Annotated in this window: 28 protein-coding genes; all 28 read left to right on the forward strand. The window is 60.0% G+C overall.

Going from position 1 to position 22,915, the window contains the following annotated elements; translation table 11 throughout:
* Positions 1–17 precede the first annotated feature (17 nt).
* Positions 18–518, forward strand: coding sequence for a 50S ribosomal protein L10 (rplJ, locus tag VQ067_RS03630; protein ID WP_003093748.1), 501 nt, complete (start codon positions 18–20; stop codon positions 516–518).
* 78 nt (positions 519–596) lie between these two features.
* Positions 597–965 (forward strand): 50S ribosomal protein L7/L12, encoded by a 369-nt coding sequence (rplL, locus tag VQ067_RS03635; RefSeq protein WP_003093747.1) that lies wholly within the window; start codon positions 597–599, stop codon positions 963–965.
* 221 nt (positions 966–1,186) lie between these two features.
* Positions 1,187–5,260: a DNA-directed RNA polymerase subunit beta gene (gene rpoB, locus VQ067_RS03640; protein WP_003093746.1), complete on the forward strand. Its 4,074-nt coding sequence runs from the start codon at positions 1,187–1,189 to the stop codon at positions 5,258–5,260.
* Between the two features lie 65 nt (positions 5,261–5,325).
* Positions 5,326–9,525: a DNA-directed RNA polymerase subunit beta' gene (rpoC, locus tag VQ067_RS03645; protein ID WP_003093745.1), complete on the forward strand. Its 4,200-nt coding sequence runs from the start codon at positions 5,326–5,328 to the stop codon at positions 9,523–9,525.
* Positions 9,526–9,676: 151 nt separating this feature from the next.
* Positions 9,677–10,048, forward strand: coding sequence for a 30S ribosomal protein S12 (rpsL, locus tag VQ067_RS03650; protein WP_003093744.1), 372 nt, complete (start codon positions 9,677–9,679; stop codon positions 10,046–10,048).
* A gap of 99 nt (positions 10,049–10,147) precedes the next feature.
* A complete protein-coding gene (rpsG, locus tag VQ067_RS03655) occupies positions 10,148–10,618 on the forward strand; it encodes a 30S ribosomal protein S7 (protein ID WP_003093742.1) in 471 nt (156 codons plus the stop codon).
* Positions 10,619–10,648: 30 nt separating this feature from the next.
* On the forward strand, positions 10,649–12,769 hold the full coding sequence (gene fusA, locus VQ067_RS03660) for an elongation factor G (protein WP_003093741.1): 2,121 nt from the start codon (positions 10,649–10,651) through the stop codon (positions 12,767–12,769).
* A gap of 30 nt (positions 12,770–12,799) precedes the next feature.
* Positions 12,800–13,993 carry an elongation factor Tu gene (gene tuf, locus VQ067_RS03665; RefSeq protein ID WP_003115146.1) on the forward strand — a complete coding sequence of 398 codons (1,194 nt, stop codon included), beginning with the start codon at positions 12,800–12,802 and terminating at the stop codon, positions 13,991–13,993.
* Positions 13,994–14,148: 155 nt separating this feature from the next.
* Positions 14,149–14,460, forward strand: a complete 312-nt coding sequence (gene rpsJ, locus VQ067_RS03670) for a 30S ribosomal protein S10 (RefSeq protein ID WP_003103876.1) — start codon at positions 14,149–14,151, stop codon at positions 14,458–14,460.
* An 82-nt stretch (positions 14,461–14,542) separates the two neighbouring features.
* The gene (rplC, locus tag VQ067_RS03675) at positions 14,543–15,178 is read left to right on the forward strand and encodes a 50S ribosomal protein L3 (RefSeq protein ID WP_003103877.1); all 636 of its coding nucleotides are present in this window, start codon (positions 14,543–14,545) and stop codon (positions 15,176–15,178) included.
* Positions 15,179–15,191: 13 nt separating this feature from the next.
* On the forward strand, positions 15,192–15,794 hold the full coding sequence (gene rplD, locus VQ067_RS03680) for a 50S ribosomal protein L4 (RefSeq protein ID WP_003093737.1): 603 nt from the start codon (positions 15,192–15,194) through the stop codon (positions 15,792–15,794).
* Positions 15,791–16,090, forward strand: a complete 300-nt coding sequence (gene rplW, locus VQ067_RS03685; protein ID WP_003093736.1) for a 50S ribosomal protein L23 — start codon at positions 15,791–15,793, stop codon at positions 16,088–16,090. Before rplD ends, rplW begins: the two co-directional genes overlap by 4 nt.
* An 11-nt stretch (positions 16,091–16,101) precedes the next feature.
* Complete coding sequence (gene rplB, locus VQ067_RS03690) at positions 16,102–16,923, forward strand: 50S ribosomal protein L2 (protein WP_003103878.1); 822 nt, start codon at positions 16,102–16,104, stop codon at positions 16,921–16,923.
* A gap of 16 nt (positions 16,924–16,939) precedes the next feature.
* Positions 16,940–17,215: a 30S ribosomal protein S19 gene (gene rpsS, locus VQ067_RS03695; protein WP_003093734.1), complete on the forward strand. Its 276-nt coding sequence runs from the start codon at positions 16,940–16,942 to the stop codon at positions 17,213–17,215.
* A gap of 12 nt (positions 17,216–17,227) precedes the next feature.
* Positions 17,228–17,560: a 50S ribosomal protein L22 gene (rplV, locus tag VQ067_RS03700; RefSeq protein ID WP_003103908.1), complete on the forward strand. Its 333-nt coding sequence runs from the start codon at positions 17,228–17,230 to the stop codon at positions 17,558–17,560.
* 12 nt (positions 17,561–17,572) lie between these two features.
* Entirely contained in the window at positions 17,573–18,259 is a 687-nt protein-coding gene (gene rpsC / locus VQ067_RS03705; RefSeq protein WP_003093727.1) for a 30S ribosomal protein S3, read from the forward strand.
* Between the two features lie 11 nt (positions 18,260–18,270).
* Entirely contained in the window at positions 18,271–18,684 is a 414-nt protein-coding gene (rplP, locus tag VQ067_RS03710; RefSeq protein ID WP_003093723.1) for a 50S ribosomal protein L16, read from the forward strand.
* Positions 18,684–18,875 carry a 50S ribosomal protein L29 gene (rpmC, locus tag VQ067_RS03715; RefSeq protein WP_003093720.1) on the forward strand — a complete coding sequence of 64 codons (192 nt, stop codon included), beginning with the start codon at positions 18,684–18,686 and terminating at the stop codon, positions 18,873–18,875. The genes rplP and rpmC overlap by 1 nt, the downstream gene beginning before the upstream one ends.
* Positions 18,876–18,877: 2 nt before the next feature.
* A complete protein-coding gene (gene rpsQ / locus VQ067_RS03720) occupies positions 18,878–19,144 on the forward strand; it encodes a 30S ribosomal protein S17 (protein WP_003093717.1) in 267 nt (88 codons plus the stop codon).
* A gap of 23 nt (positions 19,145–19,167) precedes the next feature.
* On the forward strand, positions 19,168–19,536 hold the full coding sequence (rplN, locus tag VQ067_RS03725; protein WP_003093714.1) for a 50S ribosomal protein L14: 369 nt from the start codon (positions 19,168–19,170) through the stop codon (positions 19,534–19,536).
* A gap of 12 nt (positions 19,537–19,548) precedes the next feature.
* Positions 19,549–19,863: a 50S ribosomal protein L24 gene (gene rplX, locus VQ067_RS03730; protein WP_003093711.1), complete on the forward strand. Its 315-nt coding sequence runs from the start codon at positions 19,549–19,551 to the stop codon at positions 19,861–19,863.
* A gap of 19 nt (positions 19,864–19,882) precedes the next feature.
* Positions 19,883–20,422, forward strand: a complete 540-nt coding sequence (gene rplE / locus VQ067_RS03735; RefSeq protein WP_003093703.1) for a 50S ribosomal protein L5 — start codon at positions 19,883–19,885, stop codon at positions 20,420–20,422.
* 13 nt (positions 20,423–20,435) lie between these two features.
* Positions 20,436–20,741: a 30S ribosomal protein S14 gene (gene rpsN / locus VQ067_RS03740; protein ID WP_003093701.1), complete on the forward strand. Its 306-nt coding sequence runs from the start codon at positions 20,436–20,438 to the stop codon at positions 20,739–20,741.
* A gap of 189 nt (positions 20,742–20,930) precedes the next feature.
* Entirely contained in the window at positions 20,931–21,323 is a 393-nt protein-coding gene (rpsH, locus tag VQ067_RS03745; protein ID WP_003093700.1) for a 30S ribosomal protein S8, read from the forward strand.
* An 11-nt stretch (positions 21,324–21,334) separates the two neighbouring features.
* On the forward strand, positions 21,335–21,868 hold the full coding sequence (gene rplF, locus VQ067_RS03750; RefSeq protein ID WP_003093699.1) for a 50S ribosomal protein L6: 534 nt from the start codon (positions 21,335–21,337) through the stop codon (positions 21,866–21,868).
* 10 nt (positions 21,869–21,878) lie between these two features.
* The gene (rplR, locus tag VQ067_RS03755) at positions 21,879–22,229 is read left to right on the forward strand and encodes a 50S ribosomal protein L18 (RefSeq protein ID WP_003093698.1); all 351 of its coding nucleotides are present in this window, start codon (positions 21,879–21,881) and stop codon (positions 22,227–22,229) included.
* Between the two features lie 3 nt (positions 22,230–22,232).
* The gene (gene rpsE, locus VQ067_RS03760) at positions 22,233–22,733 is read left to right on the forward strand and encodes a 30S ribosomal protein S5 (RefSeq protein ID WP_003093697.1); all 501 of its coding nucleotides are present in this window, start codon (positions 22,233–22,235) and stop codon (positions 22,731–22,733) included.
* Positions 22,734–22,735: 2 nt separating this feature from the next.
* A complete protein-coding gene (gene rpmD, locus VQ067_RS03765; protein WP_003093696.1) occupies positions 22,736–22,912 on the forward strand; it encodes a 50S ribosomal protein L30 in 177 nt (58 codons plus the stop codon).
* The last annotated feature ends 3 nt before the right edge of the window (positions 22,913–22,915 follow it).

Genomic DNA, 22,915 nt, shown 5'->3' on the forward strand with positions numbered 1-22,915 from the left:
CATCCAGGAGTAAACCCGTGGCAATTAAACTCGAAGACAAGAAGGCCATCGTCGCTGAAGTCAACGAGGCTGCCAAAGCTGCCCTGTCCGCTGTCGTGGCCGATGCCCGTGGCGTGACCGTAGGCGCCATGACCGGACTCCGTAAAGAGGCCCGCGAAGCTGGTGTGTACGTGAAAGTCGTACGTAACACCCTGCTCAAGCGCGCCGTTGAAGGCACCCAGTTCGACGTGCTCAACGACGTGTTCAAAGGCCCGACCCTGATCGCTTTCTCCAACGAACATCCGGGCGCTGCCGCTCGTATCTTCCGTGAGTTCGCCAAGGGTCAGGACAAGTTCGAGATCAAGGCGGCTGCCTTCGAGGGTCAGTTCCTCGCAGCCAATCAGATCGACGTACTGGCAAGCCTGCCGACCTACGACGAAGCCGTATCGCAGCTGATGAGCGTGATTCAGGGCGCTACCAGCAAGCTGGCTCGTACTCTGGCGGCCATTCGCGACCAGAAAGAAGCTGCTGCCGCCTAAGTCGGCTCGTAAGCGCTTTCAATCTTATTTGTTTAATACGATGGCCGCAGGCCGTCCCCCAATACAGGAATTAGAGTCATGGCTCTGACCAACGAAGACATCATCAACGCCGTATCCGAAATGTCCGTCATGCAAGTGGTCGAACTGATCAAGGCGATGGAAGAGAAGTTCGGCGTTACCGCTGCTGCCGCTACCGTTGCCGCTGCTGGCCCGGCTGCTGCCGCTGCCGAAGAGCAGACCGAGTTCACCATCGTCCTGGCCGAAGCTGGCGACAAGAAAGTGAACGTGATCAAGGTCGTTCGCGAACTGACCGGTCTGGGTCTGAAAGAAGCCAAGGCTGTCGTAGACGGCGCTCCGGGCGTGGTGAAGGAAGGCGCTTCGAAAGAAGAAGCCGAAGCCGCCAAGAAAGCCCTGGAAGAAGCAGGCGCCAAAGTCGAGCTCAAGTAAGCGACGACCTTGCGTCTACAGCCCGAGCGTCAAGCGAAAGGCTGATGGCTGGTGGCTTTTGCCACCGGCCTTTTTCCGTTCTGGGTGGACTCGCCTCGGGCGTTCCACCCAAGACGTGAAAGTGCCCCGAGTGGGCAATGCAGGCCAAGGGGTCTGCAAGATTTTCCGGCTGCTCCCGTCGGAGACGCCAAACAAGCAGGTGACCAAGCTGGGGAACGCTGATGGCTTACTCATACACTGAGAAAAAACGTATCCGCAAGGACTTTAGCAAGTTGCCGGACGTCATGGATGTGCCGTATTTGCTGGCCATCCAGCTGGATTCCTATCGCGAATTCCTGCAGGCTGGCGCAACCAAGGAGCAGTTCCGCGATATCGGTCTGCACGCGGCCTTCAAGTCCGTTTTCCCGATTATCAGCTATTCCGGCAATGCTGCCTTGGAATACGTCGGCTACCGTCTGGGTGAGCCGGCATTCGATGTCAAGGAGTGCGTGCTGCGCGGCGTGACCTTCGCCGTACCGCTGCGCGTGAAAGTTCGCCTGATCATCTTCGACCGCGAGTCGTCGAACAAGGCGATCAAGGACATCAAGGAACAAGAAGTCTACATGGGGGAAATCCCCCTGATGACCGAGAACGGTACCTTCATCATCAACGGTACCGAGCGTGTCATCGTCTCCCAGCTGCACCGTTCCCCGGGCGTGTTCTTCGACCACGACCGTGGCAAGACCCACAGCTCCGGCAAGCTGCTGTACTCCGCGCGGATCATTCCTTACCGCGGTTCCTGGCTGGACTTCGAGTTCGATCCGAAGGACTGCGTGTTCGTCCGTATCGACCGTCGCCGCAAGCTGCCGGCCTCGGTACTGCTGCGCGCGCTCGGCTACAGCACCGAAGAGATCCTCAACGCCTTCTACGCGACCAACGTCTTCCACATCAAGGGCGAGACCCTGAACCTGGAACTGGTCCCGCAGCGTCTGCGCGGTGAAGTCGCGAGCATCGACATCAAGGATGGCAGCGGCAAGGTGATCGTGGAGCAGGGGCGTCGTATCACTGCCCGCCACATCAACCAGCTGGAAAAGGCTGGCGTGAGCCAGCTGGAAGTGCCGTTCGACTACCTGATCGGCCGTACCATCGCCAAAGCGATCGTGCATCCGGCTACCGGCGAGATCATCGCCGAGTGCAACACCGAGCTGACCCTCGACCTCCTGGCCAAGGTGGCCAAGGCCCAGGTCGTGCGCATCGAGACCCTGTACACCAACGACATCGACTGCGGTCCGTTCATCTCCGACACCCTGAAGATCGACAACACCAGCAACCAGCTGGAAGCCCTGGTCGAGATCTACCGGATGATGCGTCCGGGCGAGCCGCCGACCAAGGAAGCTGCCGAGACCCTGTTCGGCAACCTGTTCTTCAGCGCCGAGCGTTACGACCTGTCGGCCGTGGGCCGGATGAAGTTCAACCGCCGTATCGGTCGTACCGAGATCGAAGGTCCGGGCGTCCTGAGCAAGGAAGACATCATCGATGTGCTCAAGACCCTCGTCGACATCCGTAACGGCAAGGGCATCGTCGATGACATCGACCACCTGGGCAACCGTCGTGTCCGTTGCGTCGGCGAAATGGCCGAGAACCAGTTCCGCGTGGGCCTGGTGCGTGTCGAGCGCGCGGTCAAGGAACGCCTGTCCATGGCCGAAAGCGAAGGCCTGATGCCGCAGGACCTGATCAACGCCAAGCCGGTGGCTGCCGCGATCAAGGAGTTCTTCGGTTCGAGCCAGCTGTCGCAGTTCATGGACCAGAACAACCCGCTTTCCGAGATCACCCACAAGCGCCGCGTCTCCGCGCTCGGCCCGGGCGGTCTGACCCGTGAGCGAGCGGGCTTCGAGGTTCGTGACGTACACCCGACCCACTACGGCCGCGTGTGCCCGATCGAAACCCCTGAAGGTCCGAACATCGGTCTGATCAACTCCCTGGCGACCTACGCCCGCACCAACAAGTACGGCTTCCTCGAGAGCCCGTACCGCGTGGTCAAGGACAGCCTGGTAACCGACGAGATCGTGTTCCTGTCGGCGATCGAAGAAGCCGACCACGTCATCGCCCAGGCTTCGGCGACCCTCAACGAGAAGGGTCAACTGGTGGACGAACTGGTGGCCGTGCGTCACCTGAACGAATTCACCGTGAAGGCGCCGGAAGACGTGACCCTGATGGACGTGTCGCCGAAGCAGGTCGTTTCCGTCGCTGCCTCGCTGATTCCGTTCCTTGAGCACGATGACGCCAACCGCGCACTCATGGGCTCGAACATGCAGCGTCAGGCCGTGCCGACCCTGCGTGCCGACAAGCCGCTGGTGGGTACCGGCATGGAGCGCAACGTGGCGCGCGACTCCGGCGTCTGCGTCGTGGCTCGCCGTGGCGGTGTGATCGACTCGGTCGATGCCAGCCGTGTCGTGGTTCGCGTGGCGGATGACGAGGTCGAGACCGGCGAAGCGGGTGTCGACATCTACAACCTGACCAAGTACACCCGTTCCAACCAGAACACCTGCATCAACCAGCGTCCGCTGGTGAGCAAGGGTGACGTGGTCGCGCGCGGCGACATCTTGGCCGACGGTCCTTCCACCGACATGGGCGAACTGGCCCTGGGCCAGAACATGCGCGTAGCGTTCATGCCCTGGAACGGCTTCAACTTCGAAGACTCCATCTGCCTGTCCGAGCGCGTGGTCCAGGAAGATCGTTTCACCACGATCCACATCCAGGAACTGACCTGCGTCGCTCGTGACACCAAGCTCGGCCCAGAGGAAATCACCGCGGACATCCCGAACGTGGGCGAGGCCGCGCTGAACAAGCTGGACGAAGCCGGTATCGTCTACGTCGGCGCCGAAGTGCAGGCCGGCGACATCCTCGTCGGCAAGGTCACTCCGAAAGGCGAGACCCAGCTGACTCCGGAAGAGAAGCTGCTGCGCGCGATCTTCGGTGAGAAGGCGTCCGACGTGAAGGACACCTCCCTGCGTGTGCCGACCGGCACCAAGGGCACCGTCATCGACGTTCAGGTCTTCACCCGCGACGGCGTCGAGCGCGACTCCCGCGCGCTGTCCATCGAGAAGATGCAACTCGACCAGATCCGCAAGGACCTGAACGAAGAGTTCCGCATCGTCGAAGGCGCGACCTTCGAGCGTCTGCGTGCCGCCCTGGTCGGTGCGAAGGCTGAAGGTGGCCCGGCGCTGAAGAAGGGTACGGAGATCACCGACGACTACCTCGACGGTCTCGAGCGCGGCCAGTGGTTCAAGCTGCGCATGGCCGACGACGCCCTGAACGAACAGCTGGAGAAGGCCCAGGCCTACATCAGCGATCGTCGCCAGCTCCTGGACGACAAGTTCGAGGACAAGAAGCGCAAGCTGCAGCAGGGCGACGACCTGGCTCCGGGCGTGCTGAAGATCGTCAAGGTCTACCTGGCGATCAAGCGTCGCATCCAGCCGGGCGACAAGATGGCCGGCCGTCACGGTAACAAGGGTGTGGTCTCGGTGATCATGCCGGTGGAAGACATGCCGCACGATGCCAACGGCACCCCGGTCGACATCGTCCTCAACCCGCTGGGCGTACCGTCGCGTATGAACGTCGGTCAGATCCTCGAAACCCACCTGGGCCTCGCGGCCAAGGGGCTGGGCGAGAAGATCAACCGCATGCTCGAAGAGCAGCGCAAGGTCGCCGAACTGCGTAAGTTCCTGCACGAGATCTACAACGAGATCGGCGGTCGCGAGGAAAACCTCGACGAGCTGGGCGACAACGAGATCCTCGCGCTGGCCAAGAACCTGCGCGGTGGCGTACCGATGGCGACCCCGGTGTTCGATGGCGCCAAGGAACGCGAGATCAAGGCCATGCTGAAGCTGGCCGACCTGCCGGAAAGCGGCCAGATGCGTCTGTTCGACGGCCGTACCGGCAACCAGTTCGAGCGTCCGACCACCGTCGGCTACATGTACATGCTCAAGCTGAACCACCTGGTGGACGACAAGATGCACGCCCGTTCCACCGGCTCGTACAGCCTGGTTACCCAGCAGCCGCTGGGTGGTAAGGCACAGTTCGGTGGTCAGCGCTTCGGTGAGATGGAGGTGTGGGCGCTGGAAGCCTATGGCGCGGCGTACACCCTGCAGGAAATGCTGACGGTCAAGTCGGACGACGTGAACGGCCGGACCAAGATGTACAAGAACATCGTGGACGGCGATCACCGCATGGAGGCCGGCATGCCCGAGTCCTTCAACGTTCTGATCAAAGAGATCCGTTCGCTCGGCATCGACATCGAACTGGAAACCGAATAACACGTGACGCTAGACGGTGCGGCTGGTCAAGGCCGGTCGCACCGGGTCCGTGAGGAGGAAAGGCCTTGAAAGACTTGCTTAATCTGTTGAAAAACCAGGGTCAAATCGAAGAGTTCGATGCCATCCGTATTGGCCTGGCTTCGCCCGAGATGATTCGTTCCTGGTCTTTCGGCGAAGTTAAAAAGCCGGAAACCATCAACTACCGTACCTTCAAGCCGGAGCGCGACGGCCTGTTCTGCGCCAAGATCTTCGGCCCGGTGAAGGACTACGAGTGCCTGTGCGGCAAGTACAAGCGCCTCAAGCACCGCGGTGTGATCTGCGAGAAGTGCGGCGTGGAAGTCGCCCTGGCCAAGGTGCGCCGCGAGCGCATGGGCCACATCGAGCTGGCTTCGCCGGTTGCCCACATCTGGTTCCTGAAGTCGCTGCCGTCCCGTATCGGCCTGCTGCTGGACATGACCCTGCGCGATATCGAGCGCGTGCTCTATTTCGAGAGCTACGTGGTGATCGATCCGGGCATGACCACCCTGGAAAAGGGCCAGCTGCTGAACGACGAGCAATACTTCGAGGCCCTCGAAGAGTTCGGTGACGATTTCGATGCTCGCATGGGCGCCGAAGCCGTTCACGAACTGCTCAACGCCATCGATCTGGAGCACGAGATCGGCCGCCTGCGCGAAGAGATTCCGCAGACCAACTCGGAAACCAAGATCAAGAAGCTGTCCAAGCGCCTGAAGCTGATGGAAGCCTTCCAGGGCTCCGGCAACAAGCCTGAGTGGATGGTCCTGACCGTCCTGCCGGTGCTGCCGCCGGACCTGCGTCCGCTGGTTCCGCTGGATGGCGGTCGCTTCGCGACTTCCGACCTGAACGACCTGTATCGTCGGGTGATCAACCGTAACAACCGTCTGAAGCGCCTGCTCGACCTGGCCGCTCCGGACATCATCGTGCGCAACGAAAAGCGCATGCTGCAGGAAGCCGTCGACGCCCTGCTCGACAACGGCCGTCGCGGTCGCGCCATCACTGGCTCGAACAAGCGTCCGCTGAAGTCGCTGGCCGACATGATCAAGGGCAAGCAAGGTCGCTTCCGTCAGAACCTGCTCGGCAAGCGCGTGGACTACTCCGGTCGTTCCGTGATCACCGTGGGCCCGACCCTGCGCCTGCACCAGTGCGGTCTGCCGAAGAAGATGGCCCTGGAGCTGTTCAAGCCGTTCATCTTCGGCAAGCTGGAAGGTCGTGGCATGGCCACCACCATCAAGGCCGCCAAGAAAATGGTCGAGCGCGAGCTGCCCGAGGTCTGGGACGTTCTCGCCGAAGTTATCCGCGAGCATCCGGTTCTCCTGAACCGTGCGCCGACCCTGCACCGTCTGGGCATCCAGGCGTTCGAGCCGGTCCTCATCGAAGGCAAGGCGATCCAGCTGCACCCGCTGGTCTGCGCCGCGTACAACGCCGACTTCGACGGTGACCAGATGGCCGTCCACGTTCCGCTGACCCTCGAGGCCCAGCTGGAAGCGCGCGCGCTGATGATGTCCACCAACAACATCCTGTCGCCCGCCAACGGCGAGCCGATCATCGTTCCGTCGCAGGACGTGGTAATGGGTCTGTACTACATGACCCGTGAAGCGATCAACGCGAAGGGCGAGGGCATGGCCTTCGCCGACCTGCAGGAAGTCGACCGCGCCTACCGCAGCGGCCAGGCGTCCCTGCACGCTCGCGTGAAAGTGCGCATCAACGAAAAGATCAAGGGTGAAGACGGCCAACTGACCGCCAATACCCGTATCGTCGACACCACCGTCGGCCGCGCGCTGCTGTTCCAGGTCGTTCCGGCCGGCCTGCCGTTCGACGTGGTCAACCAGTCGATGAAGAAGAAGGCGATCTCCAAGCTGATCAACCACTGCTATCGCGTGGTGGGTCTGAAGGACACCGTCATCTTCGCCGACCAGCTGATGTACACCGGTTTCGCCTACTCGACCATTTCCGGCGTGTCCATCGGCGTCAACGACTTCGTCATCCCGGACGAGAAGGCGCGGATCATCAACGCCGCCACCGACGAAGTGAAGGAGATCGAGAGCCAGTACGCCTCCGGCCTGGTAACCCAGGGCGAGAAGTACAACAAGGTGATCGACCTGTGGTCGAAGGCCAACGACGAAGTGTCCAAGGCGATGATGGCCAACCTCTCGAAAGAGAAGGTCGTCGATCGCGAGGGCAAGGAAGTCGACCAGGAGTCCTTCAACTCCATGTACATGATGGCTGACTCGGGTGCGCGGGGCTCCGCGGCCCAGATCCGTCAGCTGGCAGGTATGCGTGGCCTGATGGCCAAGCCGGACGGCTCGATCATCGAGACCCCGATCACCGCGAACTTCCGGGAAGGCCTGAACGTACTCCAGTACTTCATCTCCACCCACGGTGCTCGTAAGGGTCTGGCGGATACCGCGCTGAAGACCGCGAACTCCGGTTACCTGACCCGTCGTCTGGTCGACGTGGCCCAGGATCTGGTAGTGACCGAGATCGATTGCGGTACCGAGCACGGCCTGCTGATGTCGCCGCACATCGAAGGCGGCGACGTGGTCGAACCGCTCGGCGAGCGCGTGCTCGGCCGTGTGATCGCGCGCGACGTGTTCAAGCCGGGCAGCGACGAGGTCATCGTGCCGGCCGGCACCCTGATCGACGAGAAGTGGGTCGACTTCCTCGAGGTGATGAGCGTCGACGAAGTGGTGGTGCGTTCCCCGATCACCTGCGAAACCCGTCATGGCATCTGCGCCATGTGCTACGGCCGCGACCTGGCCCGTGGCCATCGCGTCAACATCGGCGAGGCGGTCGGTGTCATCGCTGCCCAGTCCATCGGTGAGCCGGGCACCCAGCTGACCATGCGTACCTTCCACATCGGTGGTGCGGCCAGCCGGACCTCCGCGGCCGACAACGTCCAGGTGAAGAACGGCGGCACCATCCGCCTGCACAACCTGAAGCATGTGGTTCGTGCCGACGGCGCGCTGGTCGCGGTTTCCCGTTCCGGCGAACTGGCGGTTGCCGACGACTTCGGTCGCGAGCGCGAGCGCTACAAGCTGCCGTACGGTGCGGTGATCTCGGTCAAGGAAGGTGACAAGGTCGACCCGGGCGCCATCGTCGCCAAGTGGGACCCGCACACCCACCCGATCGTCACCGAGGTGGACGGTACCGTGGCCTTCGTGGGCATGGAAGAGGGCATCACCGTCAAGCGTCAGACCGACGAACTGACCGGCCTGACCAACATCGAAGTGATGGATCCGAAGGACCGTCCGGCTGCCGGCAAGGACATCCGTCCGGCCGTGAAGCTGATCGATGCCGCGGGCAAGGACCTGCTGCTGCCGGGTACCGACGTACCGGCGCAGTACTTCCTGCCGGCCAACGCCCTGGTCAACCTGACCGACGGCGCCAAGGTGAGCATCGGTGACGTTGTCGCGCGTATCCCGCAGGAAACCTCGAAGACCCGTGACATCACCGGTGGTCTGCCGCGCGTTGCCGACCTGTTCGAGGCTCGTCGTCCGAAAGAGCCTTCGATCCTGGCGGAAATCAGCGGCACCATCTCCTTCGGCAAGGAGACCAAGGGCAAGCGCCGCCTGGTCATCACGCCGAACGATGGCAGCGATCCGTACGAGGAGCTGATTCCGAAGTGGCGTCACCTGAACGTGTTCGAAGGCGAACAGGTGAACCGCGGCGAAGTCATCTCCGACGGTCCGAGCAACCCGCACGACATCCTGCGCCTGCTGGGCGTGAGCTCGCTGGCGAAGTACATCGTCAACGAGATCCAGGACGTCTACCGTCTGCAGGGCGTGAAGATCAACGACAAGCACATCGAGACCATCCTGCGTCAGATGCTGCGCAAGGTCGAAGTCAGCGAGTCCGGCGACTCCAGCTTCATCAAAGGCGACCAGGTGGAACTCACCCAGGTGCTGGAAGAGAACGAACAGCTCGGTACCGAGGACAAGTTCCCGGCCAAGTACGAGCGGGTTCTGCTGGGTATCACCAAGGCCTCCCTGTCGACCGAGTCGTTCATTTCCGCGGCGTCGTTCCAGGAGACCACCCGCGTCCTCACCGAGGCGGCGGTCACTGGCAAGCGCGACTTCCTGCGTGGTCTGAAAGAGAACGTGGTCGTGGGTCGCCTGATCCCGGCCGGTACCGGTCTGGCTTACCACAGCGAGCGCAAGCGTCAGCGCGACCTCGGCAAGCCGCAGCGTGTGAGTGCCAGCGAGGCGGAAGCCGCACTGACCGAAGCGCTGAACTCGAGCGGTAACTAAGCATCAACGACAAGCCCCGGCTATCCCGATAGCCGGGGCTTTGTCTTGACGGTGTACAAGAACCTCTTTACTATTTTGTACCCCGAAAATTGGCAGGGCGCACGCTCTGTCATTTCGTTTGTGTGTCGTAAGACAATCAGTGGAGCTATAGATGGCAACTATCAACCAGCTGGTGCGTAAGCCGCGCAAGCGCATGGTCGACAAGAGCGACGTGCCTGCGCTGCAGAACTGCCCGCAACGTCGTGGCGTATGCACCCGCGTATACACCACCACGCCAAAAAAGCCGAACTCGGCACTGCGTAAGGTATGCCGTGTACGTCTGACCAACGGTTTCGAGGTTTCCTCGTACATCGGTGGTGAAGGTCACAACCTGCAAGAGCACAGCGTAGTGCTGATCCGTGGTGGTCGTGTAAAGGACCTTCCGGGTGTGCGTTACCACACCGTGCGCGGTTCGCTGGACACCTCGGGTGTCAAAGACCGTAAGCAGGGTCGTTCGAAGTACGGCGCCAAGCGTCCGAAGTAATAGCGTTTTTATATTTATCTGAGTCGATAAGAGTAAGGTCGGGCGTAACTTGACTGTTATGGTCCCGGGCTAACCTGAAGACCGTTTGAGGGCTTATCAATGCCAAGACGTCGTGTAGCGGCCAAGCGTGAAGTGCTGGCTGATCCGAAATACGGAAGCCAGATCCTGGCCAAGTTCATGAACCACGTGATGGAAAGCGGCAAGAAAGCCGTTGCCGAGCGTATCGTTTACGGTGCGCTGGACAAGGTGAAGGAACGCGGCAAGGCCGATCCCCTGGAAACCTTCGAAAAAGCTCTCGATGCCATCGCTCCGCTGGTCGAAGTGAAGTCCCGCCGCGTAGGTGGTGCGACTTACCAGGTTCCGGTCGAAGTCCGTCCGTCCCGTCGTAATGCCCTAGCCATGCGTTGGCTGGTGGACTTCGCCCGCAAGCGTGGCGAGAAGTCCATGGCTCTGCGCCTGGCTGGCGAGCTGCTGGATGCCGCTGAAGGCAAGGGCGCAGCAGTCAAGAAGCGTGAAGACGTGCACCGTATGGCAGAGGCCAACAAGGCCTTCTCGCACTACCGGTTCTAATCGCGCTGCCCAACCCCCGAGGACCTTATTGTGGCCCGTACTACACCCATCAACCGCTACCGTAATATCGGTATCTGTGCCCACGTTGACGCGGGCAAGACCACCACCACGGAGCGGGTTCTGTTCTATACCGGCGTCAACCACAAGCTGGGCGAAGTGCATGACGGCGCTGCGACCACCGACTGGATGGTGCAGGAGCAGGAGCGCGGTATCACCATTACCTCCGCTGCCGTTACCACCTTCTGGAAGGGCTCGCGCGGTCAGTACGACAACTATCGCGTAAACGTCATCGACACCCCCGGCCACGTAGACTTCACCATCGAGGTGGAGCGTTCCCTGCGTGTGCTGGATGGCGCTGTCGTGGTGTTCTGTGGCACCTCCGGCGTAGAGCCGCAGTCGGAAACCGTATGGCGTCAGGCCAACAAGTACGGCGTACCGCGCATCGTCTACGTCAACAAGATGGACCGCCAGGGCGCGAACTTCCTGCGCGTCGTCGAGCAGATCAAGAAGCGCCTGGGTCATACCCCGGTTCCGGTCCAGCTCGCCATCGGCGCTGAAGAGAACTTCGTCGGTCAGGTCGACCTGATCAAGATGAAGGCCATCTACTGGAACGATGACGACAAGGGCATGACCTACCGCGAGGAAGAAATTCCTGCGGAGCTCAAGGACCTGGCCGAAGAGTGGCGTTCCAGCATGGTCGAGGCTGCGGCCGAAGCCAACGAAGAGCTGATGAACAAGTACCTCGAAGAGGGCGAGCTCTCCGAAGCCGAGATCAAGGAAGGCCTGCGTCTGCGCACCCTGGCGTGCGAGATCGTTCCGGCCGTCTGCGGTTCCTCGTTCAAGAACAAGGGCGTTCCGCTGGTTCTCGATGCCGTCATCGACTACCTCCCGGCTCCGACCGAGATCCCTGCGATCAAGGGCGTCAGCCCGGACGACGAGACCGTCGAAGACGAGCGTCATGCCGACGACAACGAACCGTTCTCGTCCCTGGCGTTCAAGATCGCTACCGACCCGTTCGTCGGTACCCTGACCTTCGCCCGCGTTTACTCCGGCGTCCTGAGTTCCGGCGACTCCGTCCTGAACTCGGTGAAAGGCAAGAAAGAGCGCGTCGGTCGGATGGTGCAGATGCACGCCAACCAGCGTGAAGAGATCAAGGAAGTGCGCGCAGGCGACATCGCTGCCCTGATCGGCATGAAGGACGTCACCACCGGTGACACCCTGTGCTCGATCGAGAAGCCGATCATCCTCGAGCGCATGGACTTCCCCGAGCCGGTAATCTCGGTCGCTGTAGAGCCGAAGACCAAGGCTGACCAGGAGAAGATGGGTATCGCCCTCGGCAAGCTGGCCCAGGAAGACCCGTCGTTCCGTGTCAAGACCGACGAAGAGTCCGGTCAGACCATCATCTCCGGCATGGGCGAGTTGCACCTGGACATCATCGTCGACCGCATGAAGCGCGAGTTCGGTGTCGAGGCCAACATCGGCAAGCCGCAGGTTGCCTACCGTGAGACCATCACCAAGGACAACGTAGAGATCGAAGGCAAGTTCGTTCGCCAGTCCGGTGGTCGCGGTCAGTTCGGTCATTGCTGGATCCGTTTCTCGGCCGCGGACGTGGACGAGAAGGGCAACATCACCGAAGGCCTGGTGTTCGAGAACGAAGTCGTGGGCGGTGTGGTTCCGAAGGAATACATCCCGGCGATCCAGAAGGGTATCGAAGAGCAGATGAAGAACGGCGTCGTTGCCGGCTATCCGCTCATCGGCCTGAAGGCTACCGTTTTCGATGGTTCCTACCATGACGTCGACTCCAACGAGATGGCGTTCAAGATCGCTGCTTCCATGGCGACCAAGCAGCTGGCCCAGAAGGGCGGCGGCAAGGTGCTCGAGCCGATCATGAAGGTAGAGGTGGTGACTCCTGAGGACTACATGGGTGACGTGATGGGCGACCTGAACCGTCGTCGTGGTCTGATTCAGGGGATGGAGGACACGGTTTCCGGTAAGGTTATTCGTGCCGAGGTTCCGCTGGGTGAGATGTTCGGTTATGCGACCGACGTGCGTTCCATGTCCCAGGGTCGCGCGAGCTACTCCATGGAATTCTCCAAATACGCCGAAGCTCCGTCGAACATCGTCGAAGCGCTGGTTAAAAAACAAGGTTGATTCAGCCCTTTAAGTAAGAGGTTTACTGTCGTGGCTAAGGAAAAATTCGAACGTAACAAACCGCACGTCAACGTCGGCACCATCGGTCACGTTGACCATGGCAAGACCACTCTGACCGCTGCACTGACCAAGGTCTGCTCCGACACCTGGGGTGGTTCCGCTCGTGCTTTCGATCAGATCGACAACGCGCCGGAAGAAAAGGCCCGCGGTATCACCATCAACACCTCGCACGTTGAATACGATTCCGCTGTTCGTCACTACGCCCACGTTGACTGCCCCGGTCACGCCGACTACGTGAAGAACATGATCACCGGTGCTGCCCAGATGGACGGCGCGATCCTGGTTTGCTCGGCTGCCGACGGCCCCATGCCGCAGACCCGCGAGCACATCCTGCTGTCCCGCCAGGTAGGCGTTCCCTACATCGTCGTGTTCCTGAACAAGGCCGACATGGTCGACGACGCCGAGCTGCTGGAACTGGTCGAGATGGAAGTTCGCGATCTGCTGAACACCTACGACTTCCCGGGCGACGACACTCCGATCATCATCGGTTCCGCGCTGATGGCGCTGGAAGGCAAGGATGACAACGGCATCGGCGTAAGCGCCGTGCAGAAGCTGGTAGAGACCCTGGACTCCTACATTCCGGAGCCGGTTCGTGCCATCGACCAGCCGTTCCTGATGCCGATCGAAGACGTGTTCTCGATCTCCGGCCGCGGTACCGTGGTAACCGGTCGTGTAGAGCGCGGCATCATCAAGGTCCAGGAAGAAGTGGAAATCGTCGGCATCAAGGCGACCACCAAGACCACCTGCACCGGCGTTGAAATGTTCCGCAAGCTGCTCGACGAAGGTCGTGCTGGTGAGAACGTTGGTATCCTGCTGCGCGGCACCAAGCGTGAAGACGTAGAGCGTGGCCAGGTTCTGGCCAAGCCGGGCACCATCAAGCCGCACACCAAGTTCGAGTGCGAAGTGTACGTGCTGTCCAAGGAAGAAGGTGGTCGTCACACCCCGTTCTTCAAGGGCTACCGTCCGCAGTTCTACTTCCGTACCACCGACGTGACCGGTAACTGCGAACTGCCGGAAGGCGTAGAGATGGTAATGCCGGGCGACAACATCAAGATGGTTGTCACCCTGATCGCTCCGATCGCCATGGAAGATGGCCTGCGCTTCGCGATCCGCGAAGGCGGCCGTACCGTTGGCGCCGGCGTGGTTGCCAAGATCATCGAGTAATCGCTGATCCTGCCATCAGAAAAGGGGCCCTTCGGGGCCCCTTTTTCGTTCGTTGGTTAAATATTGACACCCTGTGGGGGCATCCGTACAATTGCGCCTCCTTTTAACGGGCGTAGTCCGTCCGTTGGGAATGGTAAATTGGAGTCTGAGGTCAAATGCAAAACCAACAAATCCGGATTCGGTTGAAGGCTTTTGACCATCGCCTGATCGATCAATCAACCCAGGAAATCGTGGAAACCGCGAAACGTACTGGTGCTCAGGTGCGTGGTCCAATCCCTCTGCCGACCCGCAAGGAACGTTTCACCGTGCTGATCTCTCCGCACGTCAACAAAGATGCGCGTGATCAGTACGAAATTCGTACACATAAGCGTGTACTGGACATCGTCCAGCCGACGGATAAAACCGTCGATGCGCTGATGAAGCTCGATCTTGCTGCAGGCGTTGAAGTACAGATCAGCCTCGGCTAATGCCTTCGGCATTGGTCGTGTAACGCTCTGAAATGGGCGGCCATAGCGGGTGAAAGCCCCGTACACTCAAGAGGTTTACAACATGACAATTGGTGTTGTCGGTCGTAAATGCGGCATGACCCGCATTTTCACCGAGGAAGGTGTCTCTATTCCGGTTACGGTCATCGAGGTCGAGCCGAATCGCGTCACCCAGTTCAAGACTGAAGAAACCGATGGCTACCGTGCAGTGCAAGTCACCGCCGGCGAGCGTCGTGCTTCTCGCGTTACCAAAGCGCAAGCTGGTCACTTTGCCAAGGCGAATGTCGCCGCCGGTCGCGGCGTGTGGGAATTCCGTCTGGGCGAAGAGCAGTATGCCGCTGGTGACCAGATCACTGTCGATCTGTTCCAGGCAGGCCAGATGGTAGACGTTACCGGCGAGTCCAAGGGTAAGGGCTTCGCGGGCACCATCAAGCGCTGGAACTTCCGTGGTCAGGATAACACCCACGGTAACTCCGTTTCCCACCGCGTCCCGGGTTCCATCGGCCAGTGCCAGACTCCTGGTCGAGTGTTCAAGGGCAAGAAAATGTCCGGTCATCTGGGTGCGGAGCGGGTAACCGTTCAATCCCTGGAGATCGTGCGCGTCGATGCTGAACGCAATCTGCTGCTGGTCAAGGGTGCCGTTCCCGGCGCTACCGGCGGTGATGTGATCGTGCGTCCGGCAGCCAAGGCTCGCGGTTAAGGGGGAAGCTGAGATGCAATTGAATGTGAACGGCGCTCAGGCTATCGAAGTCTCCGAGCGTACCTTTGGTGGCGAATTCAACGAGACCCTGGTGCACCAGGCAGTCGTGGCCTACATGGCTGGCGGCCGTCAGGGCAGCAAGGCGCAGAAGACTCGCTCCGAAGTCTCTGGTGGTGGCAAGAAGCCGTGGCGTCAGAAGGGCACCGGTCGTGCTCGCGCTGGCACCATCCGTAGCCCCATCTGGCGTGGGGGCGGCACCACTTTCGCCGCTAAACCGCGTAGCCACGAACAGAAGCTGAACAAGAAGATGTACCGCGCAGCACTGCGCTCCATCCTTGCCGAGCTCGTTCGTCTGGACCGTCTGGTCGTCGTTGCCGACTTCGCTGTCGATGCACCGAAAACCAAGGGCCTGGTTGCCAAGCTGGACACCCTGGGTCTGAAAGACGTGCTGATCGTGACCGATGGTGTCGACGAGAACCTGTACCTCGCTGCGCGCAACCTGGCGCACGTCGATGTACGTGATGTCCAAGGTTCCGACCCCGTCAGCCTGATCGCCTACGACAAGGTGCTGGTCACCGTGTCCGCCGTGAAGAAGTTCGAGGAGCTGCTGGGATGAACCAGGAACGCGTATTCAAAGTGCTGCTTGGTCCGCACATCTCCGAGAAAGCCACGGGTCTCGCGGACGGCAAGAGCCAATTCGTTTTCAAGGTTGCCACCGATGCAACCAAGCTGGAAATCAAGAAGGCCGTAGAAAGCCTGTTCAGCGTGAAGGTACAGCGCGTCACTACCCTGAACGTCAAGGGTAAGACCAAGCGCACCGCTCGCGGTCTGGGCAAGCGTAACGACTGGAAAAAAGCGTACATCGCTCTCCAGCCGGGCCAAGATCTCGATTTCGCCACCAGCGCTGAGTAGAGGGGTGCATCATGGCAATCGTTAAGTGCAAACCGACTTCCGCTGGTCGTCGCTTTGTCGTCAAGGTGGTGAATCAGGAGCTGCACAAAGGCGCTCCCTACGCACCGCTGCTGGAAAAGAAATCCAAGTCTGGCGGCCGTAACAACAACGGTCGTATCACCACCCGTCATATCGGTGGTGGTCACAAGCAGCACTACCGTCTGGTCGACTTCCGTCGCAACAAGGATGGCATCCCTGCCATCGTTGAGCGCGTCGAATACGATCCGAACCGCACTGCACACATCGCTCTGCTGAAGTATGCAGACGGCGAGCGTCGCTACATCATCGCCCCCAAGGGCGTTGCTGCAGGTGACCAGCTGATCTCCGGTATCGGTGCGCCGATCAAGGCAGGCAACAGCATGCCTCTGCGCAACATCCCGGTGGGTAGCACTGTTCATGGTATCGAGCTGAAGCCGGGTAAAGGCGCTCAGATCGCTCGCTCCGCTGGCGCTTCCGCCCAGCTGGTCGCGCGTGAAGGTGCGTACGTAACCCTGCGTCTGCGCTCCGGTGAAATGCGTAAAGTCCTGGCTGAGTGCCGTGCGACCCTGGGCGAAGTCTCGAACTCCGAGCACAGCCTGCGTTCGCTGGGTAAAGCCGGTGCTACGCGCTGGCGTGGTGTTCGCCCGACCGTTCGCGGCGTGGCGATGAACCCGGTCGACCACCCGCATGGTGGTGGTGAAGGCCGTACCTCTGCTGGTCGTCATCCGGTATCGCCGTGGGGTCTTCAGACCAAGGGTAAGAAGACTCGCTCGAACAAGCGTACCGATAACATGATCGTCCGCCGCCGCAAGTAAATAGAGGGATACCACAGTGCCACGTTCACTGAAAAAAGGTCCGTTTATCGATCTTCACCTGTTGAAGAAGGTCGAAGTCGCGGTGGAAAAGAACGACCGCAAGCCGATCAAGACCTGGTCGCGTCGTTCGATGATTCTGCCGCATATGGTTGGTCTGACCATCGCCGTGCACAACGGCCGTCAACACGTACCGGTTCTCGTCAACGAGGACATGGTCGGCCACAAACTGGGCGAGTTCGCCGCTACCCGCACCTACCGCGGGCATGCTGCGGACAAGAAAGCCAAGCGTTAAGGGGTAAGGAAGATGGAAGTAGCCGCTAAGCTGTCGGGCGCTCGTATCTCCGCCCAGAAAGCCCGCTTGGTCGCCGACCAGATCCGCGGGAAGAAGGTGGGCGAAGCGCTCAACCTCCTGGCTTTCAGCAGTAAGAAAGCCGCCGAGATCATGAAGAAAGTGCTGGAGTCGGCCGTTGCCAACGCTGAGCACAACGAAGGCGCCGATGTGGATGACCTGAAGGTCTCCACCGTCTTCGTCAACGAAGGTCGTTCGCTCAAGCGCATCATGCCGCGTGCCAAAGGCCGTGCTGATCGCATCGTGAAGCGGTCTTGCCATATCACGGTCAAGGTTGCGGACAAGTAACGGAGTCGACAGATGGGTCAGAAAGTACATCCCAATGGCATTCGCCTGGGTATCGTCAAGGAGCACACCTCCGTTTGGTACGCAGACCGCAAGAACTATGCGGATTACCTGTTTGCCGACCTGAAGGTGCGTGAGTACCTCCAAGACAAACTAAAAAGCGCGTCCGTAAGCCGTATCGATATTCATCGTCCGGCTCAAACCGCACGCATCACCATCCACACCGCTCGTCCCGGCATCGTGATCGGCAAGAAAGGTGAAGATGTTGAGAAACTGCGCCAGGACCTGACCAAGCAAATGGGTGTGCCCGTGCACATCAACATCGAGGAAATCCGCAAGCCGGAACTCGATGCCATGCTGGTTGCGCAGAGCGTAGCCCAGCAGCTGGAGCGTCGCGTAATGTTCCGTCGCGCCATGAAGCGCGCCGTACAGAACGCCATGCGCATTGGTGCCAAGGGCATCAAGATTCAGGTCAGCGGTCGTCTGGGTGGGGCTGAAATCGCCCGTACCGAATGGTATCGCGAAGGTCGTGTGCCCCTGCACACCCTGCGCGCCGATATCGACTATGCCACCTACGAAGCGCACACCACTTACGGTGTGATCGGTGTCAAGGTTTGGATCTTCAAGGGCGAGGTCATCGGTGGCCGCCAGGAAGAGCTGAAGCCGGTAGCACCCGCTCCTCGTAAAAAAGCTGCTAGGTAAGGAGTACGCAAATGCTGCAACCCAAGCGTACGAAGTTCCGCAAACAAATGACCGGCCACAACCGTGGTCTGGCTCATCGTGGTAGTAAGGTCAGCTTCGGTGAGTACGCACTGAAGGCCACTAGCCGTGGCCGCCTTACTGCTCGTCAGATCGAGTCCGCGCGTCGTGCGCTGACCCGTCACGTGAAGCGTGGCGGCAAGATCTGGATCCGCGTATTCCCTGACAAGCCTGTCACCAAGAAGCCCCTCGAAGTTCGTATGGGTAAAGGTAAGGGTGGGGTCGAGTACTGGGTAGCCCAGATCCAGCCGGGCAAGGTCCTGTACGAGATCGAGGGTGTTTCCGAAGAGCTGGCGCGTGAGGCTTTCGCCCTGGCTGCTGCAAAGCTGCCCCTCGCCACCTCCTTTGTTAAGCGGACGGTGATGTGATGAAAGCGAATGAACTTCGTGAAAAATCCGTTGAGCAGCTGAACGAGCAACTGCTCGGCCTGCTGCGCGACCAGTTCAATCTGCGCATGCAGAAAGCAACTGGCCAGTTGGGGCAGTCTCACCTGCTCTCGCAGGTTAAGCGCGACATCGCTCGCGTTAAAACTGTGCTCAATCAGCAAGCAGGTAAGTGATCATGGCTGAAGCTCAGAAAACCGTCCGTACGCTGACCGGCCGCGTCGTCAGCGACAAAATGGACAAGACCGTCACCGTACTGATCGAGCGTCGCGTCAAGCACCCGATCTACGGCAAATACGTCAAGCGTTCGACCAAACTGCACGCACACGACGAATCCAATCAGTGCCGCATTGGTGACCTGGTCACCATTCGCGAAACCCGTCCGCTGGCCAAGACCAAGGCCTGGACCCTGGTTGATATCGTTGAACGCGCGGTGGAAGTCTAAGGACTAGGGGTCGGAGAAATTATATGATTCAGACTCAATCCATGCTCGATGTCGCTGACAACAGCGGCGCGCGTCGTGTGATGTGCATCAAGGTGCTCGGCGGTTCCCACCGCCGTTACGCCGGCATCGGCGACATCATCAAGGTCACCGTCAAGGAAGCGATTCCGCGCGGCAAAGTGAAGAAGGGCCAGGTCATGACTGCCGTGGTCGTTCGCACCAAGCACGGCGTACGTCGTACCGACGGTTCCATCATCCGCTTCGACGGCAACGCCGCCGTCCTGCTGAACAACAAGCAGGAGCCGATCGGCACCCGTATCTTTGGGCCAGTGACTCGTGAACTCCGTACCGAGAAGTTCATGAAGATCGTCTCGCTCGCCCCCGAAGTGCTGTAAGGAGTAGCCGTCATGCAAAAGATTCGTCGTGACGACGAAGTAATCGTCATTGCCGGCAAGGACAAGGGCAAGCGTGGCAAGGTGCTGAAGGTTCTCGCTGACGACCGTCTGGTCGTCGGCGGGGTGAACCTGATCAAGCGCCACACCAAGCCCAATCCGATGCTCGGCCAACAGGGCGGTATCGTCGAGAAGGAGGCGCCTCTGCACGTCTCCAACGTCGCCATCTTCAATACTGAAACCAGCAAGGCTGATCGCGTTGGCTTCAAGGTAGAAGACGGTAAGAAAATTCGTGTCTTCAAGTCGACCCAGAAACCGGTTCAGGCTTGAGGCTGCTAGGTAGATCACCATGGCACGATTGAAAGAAATTTATCGGAAGGAAATCGCGCCCAAGCTGAAAGAAGAGCTTCAGCTGGCGAACGTGATGGAAGTTCCGCGCGTTACCAAAATCACCCTGAACATGGGTCTTGGCGAGGCGGTCGGTGACAAGAAGATCATCGAGAACGCCGTAGCCGATCTGGAAAAGATCACTGGTCAGAAGCCGGTCGTGACTTACGCTCGTAAGTCCATCGCAGGCTTCAAGATCCGTGAAGGCTGGCCGATCGGCGTCAAGGTCACCCTGCGTAGCGACCGGATGTACGAGTTCCTGGATCGTCTGCTGTCCATCTCCCTGCCGCGCGTGCGTGACTTCCGCGGCCTGAATGCCAAGTCCTTCGATGGTCGCGGCAACTACAGCATGGGCGTGAAAGAGCAGATCATCTTCCCGGAAATCGATTACGACAAGATCGATGCGCTGCGTGGCCTGGACATCACCCTGACCACCACCGCTCGTACGGATGACGAAGGTCGCGCCCTGCTGCGTGCTTTCAAATTCCCGTTCCGTAACTGATTGGAGTAGGAACATGGCTAAAGAGAGCATGAAGAACCGCGAGCTGAAGCGTCAGCTGACGGTAGCCAAGTACGCCAAGAAGCGTGCCGAGCTGAAAGCGATCATCGCTAATCCGAACTCCTCTGCGGAAGAGCGTTGGAATGCCCAGGTCGCCCTGCAGAAGCAACCGCGTGACGCCAGCGCCAGCCGCCTGCGTAACCGTTGCCGCCTGACCGGTCGTCCGCACGGCTTCTACCGCAAGTTCGGCCTGAGCCGTAACAAGCTGCGCGAAGCCGCCATGCGCGGCGACGTACCGGGTCTGGTGAAAGCCAGCTGGTAATCGCAGCGAACGGTGTCGCCAGTCGGCACCGTTGATCGCGACATCGAATCAAGCCCCTCATGGGGCTTGATTCGTTTTGGCGCGATCTCTAGAATACCCGGCTCCCCTGAGCCTGGGTTTGTTTCGCCTGGCGTTTATGGGCGAATTGAAGTTGAAGGCTTATTCTTTTGTATCAGGAGCGTTAAGCCCATGAGTATGCAGGACCCGTTAGCAGACATGCTAACTCGCATCCGTAATGCCCAGATGGCTGAAAAGACCGTCGTAAGCATGCCGTCCTCGAAACTGAAAGCGGCGGTAGCCAAAGTCCTGAAGGACGAAGGCTATATTGCGGATTTCCAGATCAGCTCGGAAGTAAAACCCCAGCTGTCCATCGAACTGAAGTACTTCGAAGGCAAGCCTGTCATCGAAGAGGTCAAGCGCATCAGCCGTCCTGGCCTGCGTCAGTACAAATCCGTTGAGCAACTGCCGAAAGTTCGTGGCGGCCTCGGTGTGTCGATCGTCTCCACCAACAAAGGTGTGATGACCGATCGTGCTGCCCGTGCTGCTGGTGTTGGCGGCGAAGTGCTCTGCACTGTGTTCTAAGGGGAATCAGCATGTCTCGCGTTGCTAAGAACCCCGTCAAGCTGCCTGCCGGCGTTGAAATCAAACTGGCTGGTCAGCAACTGTCCATCAAGGGCGCCAAAGGTGCTCTGGAGCTCAAGGTCCATCCTTCGGTCGAAGTGATCCAGGACAGCGGTGAGCTGCGTTTTGCTGCGCGTAACGGCGACCAGCAGACTCGCGCCATGGCTGGTACCACCCGTGCTCTGGTGAACAACATGGTAGTCGGCGTCAGCCAGGGCTTCGAGCGCAAGCTCCAGCTGGTCGGCGTTGGTTACAAAGCGCAGGCCAAGGGCCAAGTGCTGTCCCTGTCCCTCGGCTTCTCCCATCCGGTTGATTACGAACTGCCGGCCGGCATCGTCGCTGAGACCCCCAGCCAGACCGATATCCTGATCAAGGGTATCGACAAGCAGCTGGTCGGTCAGGTTGCTGCCGAAATTCGCGACTTCCGTCCGCCGGAGCCTTACAAAGGCAAGGGCGTGCGTTACGCCGACGAAGTCGTCCGTCGTAAAGAAGCCAAGAAGAAGTAGGGCATAGCAAATGAGCGTCAAGAAAGAAACCCGTCTGCGTCGCGCTCGCAAGGCACGCCTGAAGATGCGCGAGCTGGAAACCGTACGCCTCTGCGTGTACCGCTCTTCCCAGCACATTTACGCCCAGGTCATTGCGGCCGACGGCGGCAAGGTCCTGGCCAGCGCCTCGACCCTGGACAAAGACCTGCGCGAAGGTGCCACCGGCAACATCGATGCAGCCAAGAAAGTTGGTCAACTGGTCGCCGAGCGCGCCAAAGCGGCCGGCGTCACCCAGGTGGCGTTCGATCGTTCTGGCTTCAAGTACCACGGCCGTGTGAAAGCGCTGGCTGATGCCGCTCGTGAAGGCGGACTGGAGTTCTAAGTTATGGCAAACAACGAGCAAAAGCGCGACGAAGGCTACATCGAGAAGCTGGTTCAGGTTAACCGCGTCGCCAAAACCGTAAAAGGTGGCCGTATCTTCGCTTTCACCGCACTGACCGTGGTGGGTGATGGCAAGGGTCGCGTTGGTTTCGGTCGTGGCAAGGCGCGTGAAGTGCCGGCCGCCATCCAGAAAGCAATGGAAGCCGCTCGCCGCAACATGATCCAAGTCGATCTGAACGGCACCACCCTGCAGTATCCGACCAAGTCCGCCCATGGCGCCTCCAAGGTGTACATGCAGCCGGCTTCGGAAGGTACCGGCATCATCGCCGGCGGCGCCATGCGTGCCGTTCTGGAAGTGGCTGGTGTGCAGAACGTCCTGGCCAAGTGCTATGGCTCCACCAATCCGGTGAACGTGGTTTACGCCACCTTCAAGGGCCTGAAGAACATGCAGGCTCCGGAAGCAGTAGCGGCCAAGCGTGGCAAGAGCGTCGAGGAGATTCTCTAACCATGGCAACTGTCAAAGTCACTCTGGTCAAGAGCCTGAACGGCCGTCTGGCCAACCACAAGGCTTGCGTCAAGGGTCTCGGCCTGCGTCGCATCAATCATACCGTCGAAGTTCAGGACACTCCTGAGAACCGCGGCATGATCAACAAGGCCTACTACCTGCTGCGTGTGGAGGGTTAATCC

Source organism: Pseudomonas sp. KBN12P06040 (genome assembly GCF_037574965.1).
Classification (GTDB): Bacteria; Pseudomonadota; Gammaproteobacteria; order Pseudomonadales; family Pseudomonadaceae; genus Pseudomonas; species Pseudomonas aeruginosa.